This window comes from Rhizobium sp. MHM7A (assembly GCF_005862215.1).
Lineage (GTDB): Bacteria > Pseudomonadota > Alphaproteobacteria > Rhizobiales > Rhizobiaceae > Rhizobium > Rhizobium bangladeshense.
On record NZ_VCHT01000006.1, the window covers coordinates 173,768 to 187,482 of the forward strand.

13 protein-coding genes are annotated in these 13,715 nt (G+C 63.7%); 7 read left to right on the top strand and 6 right to left on the bottom strand.

Annotated elements, in window-relative coordinates; all coding sequences use genetic code 11:
• Positions 1-35: 35 nt before the first annotated feature.
• Complete coding sequence (locus tag FFR93_RS20970) at positions 36-950, bottom strand: hydrogen peroxide-inducible genes activator (protein ID WP_138394617.1); 915 nt, start codon at positions 948-950, stop codon at positions 36-38.
• 143 nt (positions 951-1,093) lie between these two features.
• On the opposite strand from FFR93_RS20970, the gene katG reads away from it, so the two are divergent.
• Positions 1,094-3,280 (top strand): catalase/peroxidase HPI, encoded by a 2,187-nt coding sequence (katG, locus tag FFR93_RS20975; RefSeq protein WP_138394618.1) that lies wholly within the window; start codon positions 1,094-1,096, stop codon positions 3,278-3,280.
• Positions 3,281-3,557: 277 nt separating this feature from the next.
• Here the strand turns inward: katG and FFR93_RS20980 are convergent, their stop codons facing one another.
• From FFR93_RS20980 to FFR93_RS20990, 3 genes are all read right to left on the bottom strand, one after another.
• A complete protein-coding gene (locus FFR93_RS20980) occupies positions 3,558-4,115 on the bottom strand; it encodes a DUF3299 domain-containing protein (protein WP_138394619.1) in 558 nt (185 codons plus the stop codon).
• A gap of 173 nt (positions 4,116-4,288) precedes the next feature.
• Positions 4,289-4,864 (bottom strand): pyridoxamine 5'-phosphate oxidase family protein, encoded by a 576-nt coding sequence (locus FFR93_RS20985; RefSeq protein ID WP_138394620.1) that lies wholly within the window; start codon positions 4,862-4,864, stop codon positions 4,289-4,291.
• An 11-nt stretch (positions 4,865-4,875) separates the two neighbouring features.
• Positions 4,876-5,580, bottom strand: a complete 705-nt coding sequence (locus FFR93_RS20990) for an SDR family oxidoreductase (protein ID WP_138394621.1) — start codon at positions 5,578-5,580, stop codon at positions 4,876-4,878.
• Positions 5,581-5,686: 106 nt separating this feature from the next.
• On the opposite strand from FFR93_RS20990, the gene FFR93_RS20995 reads away from it, so the two are divergent.
• Positions 5,687-6,577, top strand: coding sequence for a LysR substrate-binding domain-containing protein (locus tag FFR93_RS20995; protein WP_138394622.1), 891 nt, complete (start codon positions 5,687-5,689; stop codon positions 6,575-6,577).
• A gap of 46 nt (positions 6,578-6,623) precedes the next feature.
• On the opposite strand, the gene FFR93_RS21000 is transcribed toward FFR93_RS20995, so the two are convergent.
• A complete protein-coding gene (locus tag FFR93_RS21000) occupies positions 6,624-7,592 on the bottom strand; it encodes a zinc-dependent alcohol dehydrogenase family protein (RefSeq protein ID WP_138394623.1) in 969 nt (322 codons plus the stop codon).
• A 53-nt stretch (positions 7,593-7,645) separates the two neighbouring features.
• Between FFR93_RS21000 and FFR93_RS21005 the strand changes: the two genes are divergently transcribed.
• The 5 genes from FFR93_RS21005 to FFR93_RS21025 all read left to right on the top strand — a co-directional run bounded on the left by FFR93_RS21005 (position 7,646) and on the right by FFR93_RS21025 (position 12,279).
• Entirely contained in the window at positions 7,646-8,062 is a 417-nt protein-coding gene (locus FFR93_RS21005; RefSeq protein WP_138394624.1) for a thioesterase family protein, read from the top strand.
• Positions 8,063-8,065: 3 nt separating this feature from the next.
• Positions 8,066-9,583 carry an AMP-binding protein gene (locus FFR93_RS21010; RefSeq protein ID WP_138394625.1) on the top strand — a complete coding sequence of 506 codons (1,518 nt, stop codon included), beginning with the start codon at positions 8,066-8,068 and terminating at the stop codon, positions 9,581-9,583.
• Positions 9,561-10,760 (top strand): thiolase family protein, encoded by a 1,200-nt coding sequence (locus FFR93_RS21015; protein ID WP_138394626.1) that lies wholly within the window; start codon positions 9,561-9,563, stop codon positions 10,758-10,760. The genes FFR93_RS21010 and FFR93_RS21015 overlap by 23 nt, the downstream gene beginning before the upstream one ends.
• 291 nt (positions 10,761-11,051) lie before the next feature.
• Entirely contained in the window at positions 11,052-11,816 is a 765-nt protein-coding gene (locus tag FFR93_RS21020; RefSeq protein ID WP_138394627.1) for an SDR family oxidoreductase, read from the top strand.
• A gap of 49 nt (positions 11,817-11,865) precedes the next feature.
• Positions 11,866-12,279, top strand: coding sequence for a cupin domain-containing protein (locus tag FFR93_RS21025; RefSeq protein WP_138394628.1), 414 nt, complete (start codon positions 11,866-11,868; stop codon positions 12,277-12,279).
• A gap of 46 nt (positions 12,280-12,325) precedes the next feature.
• Here the strand turns inward: FFR93_RS21025 and FFR93_RS21030 are convergent, their stop codons facing one another.
• Positions 12,326-13,609, bottom strand: a complete 1,284-nt coding sequence (locus FFR93_RS21030) for a cystathionine gamma-synthase family protein (RefSeq protein WP_138394629.1) — start codon at positions 13,607-13,609, stop codon at positions 12,326-12,328.
• Between the last annotated feature and the right edge of the window lie 106 nt (positions 13,610-13,715).

Genomic DNA, 13,715 nt, shown 5'->3' on the forward strand with positions numbered 1-13,715 from the left:
GCAAGGTCGCCAGAACTCAGGCACTAAACTCTCCATCACCCGCTTGCGTGCTGCCTGCGCATCGTCTCAGCCGAGCGGCGCACCGCTTCTGCGACCTCCTGCAGTTGCTTTGCCATAGGCGTCGAATTGCGCCAGACCATGCCGATCGTCCGCGACGGCGGCGGCGAAGGGAAGCGGGCGATCGAGACAGGTGCCGAGCGTGTTTCGACGGCAACGGCCATTTCTGGGATCAAGGTGATGCCGATGCCGGCGCCGACCATCTGGACGAGGGTGGAGAGCGAACTGCCTTCCATGATTTCTCGCGGGCGGGCCGGCCCGACCTTGCAGAAGGACAGCGCCTGATCACGGAAGCAGTGCCCCTCCTCGAGCAGCAGCAGCCGCATTTCACGCAGCGCCTCGCGCTCTGGCACCGGCTTGTCTCCGTCCTCCTGCCGCCTGACCAGCACGAATTCTTCCCTGAACAGCTCGAGTTCGGTGAGCGAGGCTTCCGAGACCGGCAGCGCGACGATCGCCATGTCAAGCTGGCCCTGCGTCAGTTCCTGAACCAGCTTTCCTGTCTGCGTCTCACGCACTTCGATCTGAATTCCGGCGAAGGTGTTGTTGAGATCGTTTATAACAGTCGGCAGCAGATAAGGCGCGATGGTCGGGATGATGCCGATGCGCAGGCGCGTGAGGAAGGAATCGCGCGAGGCGCGGGCGAACTCCCCCAGCTCGTCCACAGCGCGCAGGATTTCGCGGACTCGCAGCGCAAAGGTCTGGCCGAACGGGGTAAGTTTGACCTCCCGCGCGCTTCGCTCGAAGAGCTCGCTGCCCAACTCTTGCTCAAGTTCTTTGATCTGCATGGAGAGCGCCGGCTGGGAAATGGCGCAGGCGTCGGCGGCGCGGCGGAAGCGGCCATCCCGCGCCAGGGCTTCAAAATAACGCAGCTGTTTCAGGGTAAGATTCTTCATAATCTCAGCTTATCGCAGCAATCAGTAAATCCAACTTAAAATTATTGAGCGCTTCCGATATGAAGACTGCCAGGGAGAGAGTGGGGCGCCAGCTCGGCTTATCTTTTGAACCGCAGACAGATCAAGCAATGAAGGAGACGATCATGGATAACCCCACTGACAGCACAGGCAAATGTCCTGTCGCTCATGGCAATACGCCGCGCGGCAGAGCCAACCGCGACTGGTGGCCGAACCAGCTGAATGTGCAGATTCTTCATCATAACTCCGGCCGCGCCGACCCGATGGGCAAGGAGTTCGACTATGCCGAGGAATTCAAGAAGCTCGATCTCGCCGCGCTGAAGAAGGATCTTCACGCGCTGATGACGGATTCGCAGGACTGGTGGCCGGCCGACTTCGGTCATTACGGCGGCCTCTTCATCCGTATGGCGTGGCACAGCGCCGGCACCTATCGCATCACCGACGGCCGCGGTGGCGCCGGTCAGGGACAGCAGCGTTTCGCGCCGCTGAACAGCTGGCCTGACAATGCCAACCTCGATAAGGCCCGGCGCCTGCTGTGGCCGATCAAGCAGAAATACGGCAACCGCATCTCCTGGGCCGACCTCCTGATCCTCACCGGCAATGTCGCGCTCGAATCCATGGGTTTCAAGACCTTCGGTTTCGCCGGCGGCCGCGCCGACGTCTGGGAGCCGGAAGAGCTCTACTGGGGTCCTGAGGGCACCTGGCTCGGCGACGAGCGCTACAGCGGCGAACGGCAGCTCGCAGAGCCGCTCGGCGCCGTGCAGATGGGTCTCATCTACGTCAACCCGGAAGGTCCGAACGGCAATCCCGACCCGGTCGCTGCGGCGCGAGACATCCGCGAAACCTTCGCCCGCATGGCGATGAACGACGAGGAAACTGTGGCGTTGATCGCCGGCGGCCACACCTTCGGCAAGACCCATGGCGCGGGCGACCCGTCCTTCATCGGCGCAGAGCCGGAAGGCGGCGCGATCGAGGACCAGGGCCTCGGTTGGAAGAGCTCCTTCGGCACCGGCGTCGGCAAGGACGCGATTACCGCCGGCCTCGAAGTCACCTGGTCGCAGACGCCGACCAAGTGGAGCAACTACTTCTTCGAAAACCTCTTCGCTTACGAGTGGGAGCTGACGAAGAGCCCGGCGGGCGCGCATCAGTGGCGTGCCAAGAACGCCGAAGCATCCATCCCGGATGCCTATGAGGCGGGCAAGAAGCATGTGCCGACCATGCTGACCACCGATCTTTCGCTGCGCTTCGATCCGATCTACGAAAAGATCTCGCGTCGCTTCCTCGAAAATCCCGATCAGTTCGCCGACGCTTTCGCCCGCGCCTGGTTCAAGCTGACTCACCGCGACATGGGACCGAAAGTGCGTTACCTCGGCCCTGAAGTTCCGGCCGAAGACCTGATCTGGCAGGACGTGATCCCGTCCGTCGACCATCCGCTCGTCGACGACAAGGACATTGCCGATCTGAAGGCGAAGGTTCTCGCGACCGGTCTTACCGTGCAGGAACTGGTTTCGACCGCCTGGGCGTCGGCCTCGACCTTCCGCGGCTCCGATAAGCGCGGCGGCGCCAATGGTGCGCGCATCCGCCTAGCTCCGCAAAAGGACTGGGAAGCCAACCAGCCGGCCCAGCTCGCCAAGGTGCTCGGTGTTCTCGAAGGCATCCAGAAGGACTTCAACGGCGCCCAGACCGGCGGCAAGAAGATCTCTCTCGCCGATCTGATCGTGCTTGCCGGCGCCGCCGGTGTCGAGAAGGCGGCGGCAGCGGGCGGCAACGCCGTCAGCGTGCCCTTCACGCCGGGCCGCATGGATGCTTCCGAAGCCCAGACGGACGCGCATTCCTTCGCGGCGCTCGAACCGCGCATCGACGGCTTCCGCAACTATGTGAACAGCAAGCGCCTGCAGTTCATGAAGCCGGAGGAAGCGCTCGTCGATCGCGCCCAGCTCTTGACGCTGACCGGGCCTGAAATGACCGTCCTCGTCGGCGGGCTGCGCGTGCTGAAGGCCGGTAACCCCGATCATGGCGTCTTCACGTCGCGCCCGGAAACACTGACGAACGACTTCTTCGTCAACCTGCTCGACATGGCCACGCAGTGGGTTCCCGCCGCCGGCAAGGACGGCGTCTATGAAGGCCGCGACCGCAAGACGGGTGCCGCCAAGTGGACCGGCACCCGCGTCGACCTGATCTTCGGCTCGCACTCGCAGCTGCGCGCCTTCGCCGAAGTCTATGGCCAGGCCGACGCCAGGGAGAAGTTCGTCAAGGACTTCGTCACCGCCTGGAACAAGGTCATGAACGCCGACCGCTTCGACCTCGTCTGATCGGCAGCATTCGCCCGGGCGCAGTTCGGCTGCGCCCGGGCTTTTTCTTATCGGTGCATCGCCAGAGCTCAGGCGGCATCATCGAACGGCCCCGGCACTACCACTGTGTCGCGCGACGGCATCCCCCTAACGAGCGCAGCCCGCGGGCATGACGCGCAACGCGCCGCATCCACCTTCAGGGCCGCTCAGGCTGGCCTAGCGTTTGTGTCGCGAAAACGTCGCTGACGAGAGCGCTCCGCGATGACGCCCACCGCGACGAAGCGTCTCGGCGCTCCCGCTAGCGGGGCAGAACGCCGAAGGGCGAGAGCGACAGCAGATCAGGATCGACTGTCGCCGTTGCTTTCGCCACCTTGGCGTGGCTCATGCTGTAGCCATAGGTAAGGACGCGCACGCCGTCGATCATAAAAAATTGCGCCTGGTCCAGGCCAGGCCGCAGGGTGCCGGTCACGGTGACGGTCTCGTACATCCGTGCGAGGTGCAAAGGCTCTTGCGGAACGACACGCACCAACTGGTTGGGCGGCGGGGAGGGCATGTGGCTGCAGGCTCCGGCCCAGGGGACGAGCATGAACTCGTAGACGAGATCGCCGTCCCGGTCGATCGGCAGAACGAAGCCCGTCAATTCGACCAGAAGAGCTTCATCATGCCAGGCAAGCGTTTCTCCCAGCGGGCCGCTGACGGTTGTTTCCGACAGGGGCACAATCGCTTTGGCCTGATCAGGCGGCCGTAACGCGCTCCAGAAGATGGGCTGCGCTGCGGCGAAGGCACCGGAAATCGGCCAAGCGGAGCCAAAGGCCAGCGCCGCGAAGATCAGGCGAAAAGGTCTGTGCTTTGTCATCGCGTCTCCCGGGTCGCCGTGTCGGCGGCCACTGCCAAGCGGATGCTACTCCCGATTTCGCTCGGCCGTCAAAGCCCCTGTCCTTGTTGGGCGTTCCTTCTGGGTTTTCGTACGAGCGAGCGAACTCTCAGAACAGACGCACCATGTCATGGCCCTAGCGTCACCTCTTGTTCTCAAGGATTGACCCAGCGACAAGAGGAGAGAGAGCCGGCCTCGTCATAGCCGAACAAGGCTCTTCGATTGGCCTGCTGCCTCAACTCAAACCAGTCCAGCGTCCGGGCGCGAAAACTCAGAACGCCGAAGCGCGCCTTTCCTTTCGTTTCGTCGAGAGGTTCTGTCAATTCGTCGACAATTTCGAAAGCGCATTCGTCTCCGGGCGGACCGCCCGCATAGGTGACTCGTGTCCGGTTGGGCAGCCTGTTCCAGGCGGTATCGGCACGTTCGCTCCCGGGGCCATGACGCTCGACTGTTCCCCAAAGCCGAAGCTGGAGCCGGCCGATCGGGCTAAAGCCGAGTACTGTGACCTGAGGATTCGCCGAGAGCTCTCTCCATTTCGGGCTTTGTGTATCGGTGTGAAATTCGAGGCTCCGCGTCGCTCTCTCGGCCGCACGCAGCACGACCATGCGTGCTTGCGGCCCGCCCTGCGGGTCGACCGAGCAGAGGTTCACATAGCGGAAACCCGACTGCGGATTCACCGCAGCCCTTTCGAGCTCCGTCCATGCCGAGGCGTCGATATCCGAGAGCTTCACCGCAGTCTGTCTCAGACCGAACGGGCAATGCCGCCGTCAACACGGATGTTTTGGCCGGTGATGTAGCCGGCCCCCTCCGACAAGAGAAAAGCGATAGTGGCTGCGATTTCCTCGCTCGTGCCGTAGCGGCGCATCGGAACGGTGTCGCGCCGCTCTTCGGTGGCGGGCAGGCTATCGATCCAGCCGGGCAGGACGTTGTTCATGCGAATGTTCTTGGCCGCATAGGTGTCGGCGAAGATCTTGGTGAAGCTCGCCAACCCCGCCCGGGCGACCGCGGAGGTCGGGAACATCGGAGACGGTTCGAAGGCCCATGCCGTTGAGATATTGACGATCGCGCCGCCGCCCTGCGCTTCCATGATTGGCGTCACCAGGCGGATCGGCCGCACCGCGCTCAAGAAATAGACTTCCATGCCCTTGTGCCAGTCCTCGTCGGAGATCTCGAGGATCGGCGCGCGCGGGCCGTGGCCGGCGGAATTGACCAAAGCGTCAATCCGCCCCCATTGTTCCATCGCCAGATCGACAAGCCGCTTGAGATCTTCGTTCGACTGGTTCGAGCCGGTGACGCCGACGCCGCCGAGTTCCTTTGCCAGCGCCTCGCCCTTGCCGGAGGAGGAGAGAACGGCGATGCGATAGCCGTCTGCGGCGAGTTTTCGTGCGGCTGCGGCGCCCATGCCGGACCCGCCGGCGGTGATGAGAGCGACCTTTCCTTCAGACATTGAGACCTCCGATAGGTGATTTTGTGCAGCATTATGGCAGATACCGCCGAGACTTTCGCGACAGAAAGAAAGCTGCCAGACTGTAGAAAATCTACTGGATATGCCGATGACCCGATCCCACCGCACCCTGCCGCCTCTGAATGCCCTGCGCGCCTTCGAAGCCTCGGGCCGCAGGCTGAATTTCCGCGCCGCCGGCGAGGAACTGGGCGTCACGCAGGGGGCGGTCGCCCAGCAGGTTCGCGCGCTGGAGGATCAGCTCGGCCTGAAGCTGTTTCAACGCCTTGCCCGCGGCCTGGCACTCACCCACCAAGGCACGCGCTATCTAGCGGACGTGACCCGCGCCCTCGATACGCTTGCTGAAGCGACCGGGCGGCTTCTGGACCGGCCGGAAACGGTGACGATCAGCGTCACCCCTACAGCTGCCACCAAGCTGTTGATCCCACGGCTTGCCGAGTTCCACGCCGCCCTTCCCGACATCGACCTGCGGACGGTCGCCACCGAGGCGCTGGCGGATTTCGATCGCGATCAGGTGGATATTGCGGTGCGCCTCACCCGCCCGCCCTTTCCGGCGAAGCTGCAGGCACTGCTGCTATTCCGCCAGGAGCTTGTAGCGGTCGCGAGCCCGCATCTCGTCAAGGGCCTGGTGCTGCCCTTGAGCGGCGAAGAGCTGCGCAAACTGCCGCTTCTGCACGACTCGCACGATCATTGGCCCGTATTCCTGGGTTCGCGTGAGAAACTGCCCGGCGCGGCGTTCAACCACACGACACTGGCGCTGGATGCAGCACTCGCCGGCCAGGGCGTGGCGCTGGTTTGCAGGGCCTTCGTGGCGGCCGATCTCAAGGCAGAGCGGCTGGTGCAGGTGACGGATGCGACGGCGACCATCGGACCCGATTACTTCCTCGTGCGTAAACGCTCGCCATCACCGCGAAAGGCTGTGGACGCCGTATGGGATTGGTGTGCAGCGCGGCTGTCTCCGCCATCGGACGAAGCGCCCTAGAACATGGTGTTCTTGTTGGCAACCTCGCTAGGGGAGAGGCAGGCCCTCACACCAGCAATACCTTGCCGCCCGTGCGGAAGGGAAGGGCGGCGCGTAGCGCATCACCGACCTTTTCCAGCGGAAACACCTCCCGCACATCAGTGGCGATGACCTTGGCCGCGATCTGCGCCGCGACTTCGGCATAGGCGCGCTGGACCTCGCTCATCGCTTCGGAATGAACCCACTCCCGAAGATGGAAATACGAAAACGCGACGTCAGGATGCGACGCCCAGAAGGACGGCGGGATGCTCTCTCCCGACAGCAGGCCGTAATGCACGAAATGTCCGCCGGGTTTGAGCGCATCGGCAAGGGTCGATGCGCGCGCGCCGCCGACGCAGTCGAGCACCGCGTCGAGCGCATGCAGGCCGGCCAGTCCGGCGGCGAGATCGCCGTCGGCCATGTCGAGAATGATGGCCTCGAGCCGGCCGCTGAGGCGTGCGCGGGATTGTTCGCTGCGAACGATTGCCACCGGCTCGACGCCGGCGGCATTCGCCATGCCGATCAGGATGGACCCGATCGAGGAGGCGGCGGCGTTGATGGCGATGCGCATGCCGGGTCTCAGCCCGATCTTCCTGTGCAGCATCAGCCAAGCCGTCATCGGGTTGACGTAGCTGGTCGCGGCCTCGAAATCGGAAAGCGCGTCGGGGACGCGAAGGCACCAGCTCGGATCGGTGTCCTTGAACTCCTGCCACCCGCCGGCGCTGCGCACCGGCAATACGCGCATCCCGGGCACAAGCCCGTGTACCTCTTCGCCGCACTCTTCAACCACGCCGAAGGCTTCGAAGCCGGGAACGAAGGGCAGCGCCGTACGCCCGGCATAGGCGCCTGAAATGGTGATGATGTCGGAGGGATTGATCGAGCGCGCCAGCAGCCGCACCCGCACCTGGTCGCGCGAGAGCGGCGCCAGTTCGGCCCGCTCTATCGCGACCACCTCCTCGGCCGGCCCGAATTTTCGCACGACCGCCTGATATTGCATTTGCATCCCCCGCACAGTCGGTTAGAACACGCCTTCGAAATTTCGGTGATCGAATGCGCTTTGACGACAGGCCTTTAGCATCGTTCCGGGTCTCGATGCGAGACATCGACATCTATGGCCATGTCCACAATTCGGTTTATCTCGACTATTGCGAGGACGCAGTCGTCGAGCTCCTGCGGCACCGCGGCATTCTCAGCCACTTCCGCCACACCTCCTCGGGCGTGGCCTATCACGTGAAGAAGGCAGAGATCACCTTTCACAATCCGATCGACGTCGACGATGTCGTCGAGCCCAAGGTCGAAGTGGCGCAGATCGGGCGGTCGAGCCTCTCCTTTGCAATCGAGCTCTATCGCCGGCGTGATGGCGCTCATTGCGCATCGGCAGGCCTTGTCTGGGTCTGCGTCGGCCTCTCCGACAGCCGCCCGACGCCGATCCCCGAGGCGACCAGAGCCGCCCTGACGCCGGGCTGAGCCATGCCGATCCATGCAGCGCTTCTTCGACATGCCTTGGAGAGACCGGAAAAGCCGGCAGTCGTGCTCGACGGCCGCTGCCTGACCTATGGCGAACTTTATTCCCGCTCGAGCGCGATCTGTCGGTTTCTCCAGGAGCTTCCGCGCTCGAACCGCCGCTCGCTCGATCTGCCGGGCGTCGAGAAGCTGGTCGCCATGAGCCTCGGCAACCACATCGGCTTTGCCGAATACTTCGTCGCCGCCACCGCGCTCCCGAATGCCTCAGCGGTGATCGATCCGATGATGCCGGCCGAAAGGATCGAACGCATCGTCGAACGCCTGATACCTGACGTGCTCGTCGTCGACGATGGTTCGAGCCCGAGCGCCGAAATCGGCCGCAGGCTCGGCATCCCCTTCATCGTTGCCGGCGCCGAGCCCTTCGACCTCGCGGCAGAACCGGACGACTTGCCGGTCGATGCCGAGGGAATCTTCCTGATCGGCTTCACCTCGGGCACAACAGCCGAGCCGAAGGCCTATTATCGCTCGCGCGAGCAGTGGCGCCGGAGCCTCGACCGGGGACGTCTGGTTTTCGAACTCCGGGACGCGCCCTCGACGCTCTGTCCCGGCGCCCTGGTGCATGGCCTTGCGCTTTACGCCCTAGTCGAGGCGCTCGATGCCGGGGCGACCTTTCATTCGGTGGGGAAATGGAACCCCGGCGCGGTTGCCCACATCCTCTCTTCCGGCATCGAACGGCTGGTCGCCGTTCCGACCCATATAGCGGGCATTGCCCGGGCATGGGCGGACGCGCCGCTGATATCCATGCGCGACGTGCTGACCGCCGGGGCGAAACTGAACCTGAACGAGGTTGAATCCATGCGCCGCCTTTTTCCGAAGGCGCGCATCCGGGAATATTACGGCGCGTCCGAGATCGGCTTCATGACGGTTTCGACGCTCGTCGGCGGCGCGACCGACGATCCGATCGACCGGGTCGGACGCGCCTACCCCGGCGTCAAAATATCCATTCGCGACCCCGAAGAAAACGATGTCGGCACTGATGTGCCGGGCACCATCTTCGTCAACAGCGACCTGATCGCCGACGGCTATCTCTGGGGCGATGACGGGCAGGCGTTTCGGGTCACCCCGGCGGGTGCCACGGTCGGCGATCTCGGCGAAATCGATCAAAACGGCATGCTGCGGGTGATTGGCCGGGCCGGCGGCATGTTGATATCGGGCGGCAACAACGTCTACCCCGCCGAGGTCGAGAGCGCACTCAAAACCTGCCCCGGCGTCGAAGACGCCGTCGTCTTCGGGCTGCCGGATGCCTATTACGGCCAAAGGATCGTCGCCGTGATATCGGGCGAAGCGACGGATGCGAAAATTCTCGGCGACCATTGCGCGGGCAAGCTCGCAAGGTTCAAGATCCCCAGGCAATTCTACCATATCGGCTGCTGGCCGATGACGAGCAGCGGCAAGATCGCGCGCGGGCAGGTAGAGGCATCAGTGGTTTCGGGAGACGGTCTTGTCCTACGCTTATCAGCCTGACGAGGATTGGCAGCCGATCGTGGTCGCCGCCTACCGCGCGCCGATCGGCCGGGCCTTCGGCTCGCTCTCGACGGTCGCGGCCGAAGACCTGCTTGCCCCGATCATCCGCCGTATCCTTGCGGAAACCGGCATTGCCCCCGACACAATCGACGATGTGCTGGTCGGCAATGCCGCCGGCGGCGGCGGCAATATCGGCCGGCTGGCGGCCCTCAATGCCGGCCTGCCGATCGCCGTTCCCGGCGTCGCCATCGACCGGCAATGCGGTTCGGGACTGGAAGCAGTCATCCTGGCCGCCCGGCTGATCCAGGCGAAGGCGGGAGCCTGTTTTCTCGCCGGCGGCGTCGAAAGCGTCAGCACCGCGCCGTGGCGCGTCGAAAGACCGAAAGCAACCGGCGCGCTGCCGCGCTTCTACGGGCGTGCCCGGTTTTCCACCGAGGCGATCGGCGATCCGGAGATGGGCATTGCCGCCGAACATGTCGCGCGCCAATTCGGCATATCCCGCCGACAGCAGGATGAATTCGCACTCCGCAGCCACCGCCTCGCCGTCGCAGCGGCCGAAGCGGGCCTCTTCCGGCCCGAGATCGTCGAGATCCTCACAGCCAATGGCCTGGTGGAGCGAGACGAATGCCCGCGTCCATCGACATCGCTCGAGGCGCTCGCAAAGCTGAAACCCGTTTTCCTGGCCGACGGCTCGGTAACGGCAGGCAATGCCTGCCCTCTGAATGACGGAGCCTGCCTGGTTCTCGTCATGAGCCGCGGCATGGCGAGGAACCTCGGTATCGAAAAGGGCCTCGCCTTCATCGATAGCGCGGCTGCCGGCGTCGATCCCAATCTGCTCGGCATCGGCCCGGTCGCCTCGACCGGCAAGCTTCTGCAGCGCCAGCCCGGCCTCTCGCTCTCGAAGATCGACGTGATCGAATTCAATGAGGCTTTTGCCGCCCAGGTCCTGGCATCGCTCGATCAGTTGGATATATCAGCCGACGCAGTCAACCGGGAGGGCGGCGCCATCGCGCTCGGCCATCCCTTCGGCGCCTCGGGCGCGATCCTCGTAAGCCGGCTATATAGCCAGCTGGTGCGCAAGGACGGCTGGTCGCCCGCCGCGACCGGCCTCGCCATGATCGGCATCGGCGGCGGCATCGGACTGACGGCGCTGTTCGAGGCGGTTAGCTTGTCTTGATGAGACGGCAGTCGGGAACGGAGGCGTCGCACCATCTCCGCTCCTTCCCAACGCCGGGCGACGCAAAATCCCCTCCATTTCCGCAGGCCGCTTCGATCCAGGACTAGCCGTCCTACTGCCTTGGCATAGGCCGACAGCGACCGAGAGAGAATGGTTCGCCGCCGCGATCCGGCGCATTCTCCTGCCGATCGGTTCCGGCCGATGAAGTGACTTGCCCTTGCAGGCACGCAGATTGCGGCTTCAAGGCAAGTCAGCAGAGGACATTCTTCGTAACGGACAAGGGAGATTACCATGAAGATCGTCGTCATCGGCGGCACCGGGCTCATCGGCTCGAAGACCGTGGAAAGGCTGCGTGGGAAAGGGCATGACGTTCTGGCGGCTTCGCCGAACTCGGGCGTCGATACGATCAGCGGCAAAGGCGTTGCCGAAGCGCTATCGGGCGCCGAGGTGGTGCTCGACCTTGCCAACTCGCCCTCCTTCGAGGACAAGGCCGTCCTCGAATTCTTCCAGACCTCGGGCCGCAACCTGCTCAAGGCGGGCGCGGTGGCCGGCGTGAAGCATCACATCGCGCTGTCGATCGTCGGCATGGAGCGGCTGCAGGGCAGCGGCTACATGCGCGCCAAGATGGCCCAGGAAGAGCTGATCAAAGGCTCCGGCATTCCCTATACCATTGTGCATTCCACCCAGTTTCATGAATTCATGGCGGGCATCGCCCAGGCGAACACGGTCGGCCAGACCGCGCACCTGTCGCCGGCCTACCTGCAGCCGATCGCCTCCAACGACGTCGCAGACGTCATGGCCGAAGTGGCGCTCGCAGCACCTGTGAACGGCACCATCGAGATCGGCGGCCCGGAGAAGATCCGTCTTACCGATATCGTCACGCGTCTCTTCAAGGCGACGAACGATCCGCGCCAGGTGATGGCGGATCCGCACGCCCGCTATTTCGGCGTCGAGCTAGATGACACCTCGCTCGTCACCGGTGCCAATGCGCGGCTCGGCAAAATCCGCTTCGACAACTGGCTGCGCCAGCAGCCGCCGCAGAAAAAGAGCGCCTAACCAGCGAGGTGGCGTTCGTCGACCATTCTATAAACTGAGGAGACAAGATATGCTCAGGGAAATCATCTCGGTAACAGCCTTCGCCCTTGTGCTTGCAGCCGGCACCCAGGTTCACGCCGGAGGCGAGAAAGCGAAGGTAAGCGTGGTTTTCGACCAGAAGCTTCCCAATGTTCCGGGCAAAAGCATGAAGGGCGTGCTGGTGGAATATCAGCCCGGCGGCATGTCACCCGGCCATACCCATCCGGATTCGGCCTTCATCTATGCCACCGTTCTCGAAGGTTCGATCCGCAGCGCGGTCAACGACGGTCCGGTGAAAACCTATAAGGCCGGAGAAAGCTTCGCGGAATTCCCCGGCGATCATCACAGCGTCAGCGCCAACGCCAGCACAACCGAGCCGGCACGCCTGCTTGCGGTCTTCGTGCTTGACACGGACGAGACGGAACTGACGATCGACGACAAGTAAAGCCGCTCCCGATGCCCGGCGCCGCCGGGCATCGTTTCCCACCGCCTCAGGCCGCCTGCAGCGCCAGTTCCAGATCGGCGATGAGATCATCCGGATGCTCGATGCCGATCGACAGGCGGATCGTCGATTCCAGCACGCCGATGCGCTCCCTGATATCGGCAGGCACGCCGGAATGCGTCATTGTAGCGGGGTGGCTCGCAAGGGATTCCGTGCCGCCGAGGCTGACGGCGAGCTTGAAGACCTGCAGGGCGTTCAGGAATTTGAAGGAGGCCGGCTGGCCGCCGCGGATATCGAAAGAGAAGGTCGAGCCGGCGCCGGTGCTTTGTGCGGCGAAGGTGCGGCCCGACGGCGAGTCCGGATCGTGATACGGGAGATAATGGACCGTCTCGACCTTTGGATGACCGCGCAGGAAATTGGCGACGGCCCGGGCATTGCTGTTGGCCCGCTCCATGCGCAGCTGAAGCGTTTCCAGCGACCGGCCGAGCATCCAACAGGAATGCGGATCGAGCTGGGTGCCGATCGCGCCGCGCAACGCCTTGACCTGCTTGATGACAGCCTTGCGCCCGAGGACGGCTCCGGCGATCAGATCGGAGTGGCCGCCGACATATTTGGTCAGCGAATAGAGCGAGATATCGGCGCCATGCTCGATTGGCCGCTGGAAGACCGGCCCGAGCAGGGTATTGTCGCAGACGACGATCGGCTGATGCCCCTGCTTCGCTCCGATCGAATCGGCCACACGCCGGATCATCGCGATATCGACCAGGCTGTTGGTCGGATTGGCAGGCGTCTCGATCAGGATCACGGAGACACGACCCTTCGCCGCCGCCTCCTCCGCCGCCTTCTGCACCGACCCCTCGCTGACCCCATCGGCAAAGCCGACTGCGGCGACCCCGAAATTGAGGAAGGTCTTTGCCAGCAAGGTTTCGGTGCCACCATAGAGAGGCTGCGAATGCAGGATCGCATCGCCCGGCCGGACGAAGGCGAACAGAGTTGTGGCAATCGCCGCCATGCCTGAGGAGAAGAGCGCGCCGCTTTCGGTCCGCTCATAGACGGCGAGCCTGTCTTCGACGATCTCGCTGTTTGGATGGTTGAAGCGCGAATAGACGAGGCCAGCGCCCTTGCCGGCCGGCGGCTCGCGACGGCCAGAGACGTAATCGAAAAAATCGCGGCCATCCTCGGCGGAATTGAAGACGAAGGTGGAAGTCAGGAATACCGGCGGCTTGACCGCCCCTTCCGAAAGTTCGGGATCGTAGCCGTAATTCAGCATCTGCGTTTCGGGATGCAGCGCGTGATTGCCGATATGGGTTTTGGAAGGGTGCGGGGCGGTCATGATCGTCTCCTCTGTCGAACCTGCCGAGGGTTAGGATACATCAATTCGAGGAGCAGTCACCGAGACTGCTCAACTGAAGAGTGGAGCATGAGTTCATCCGAAAACC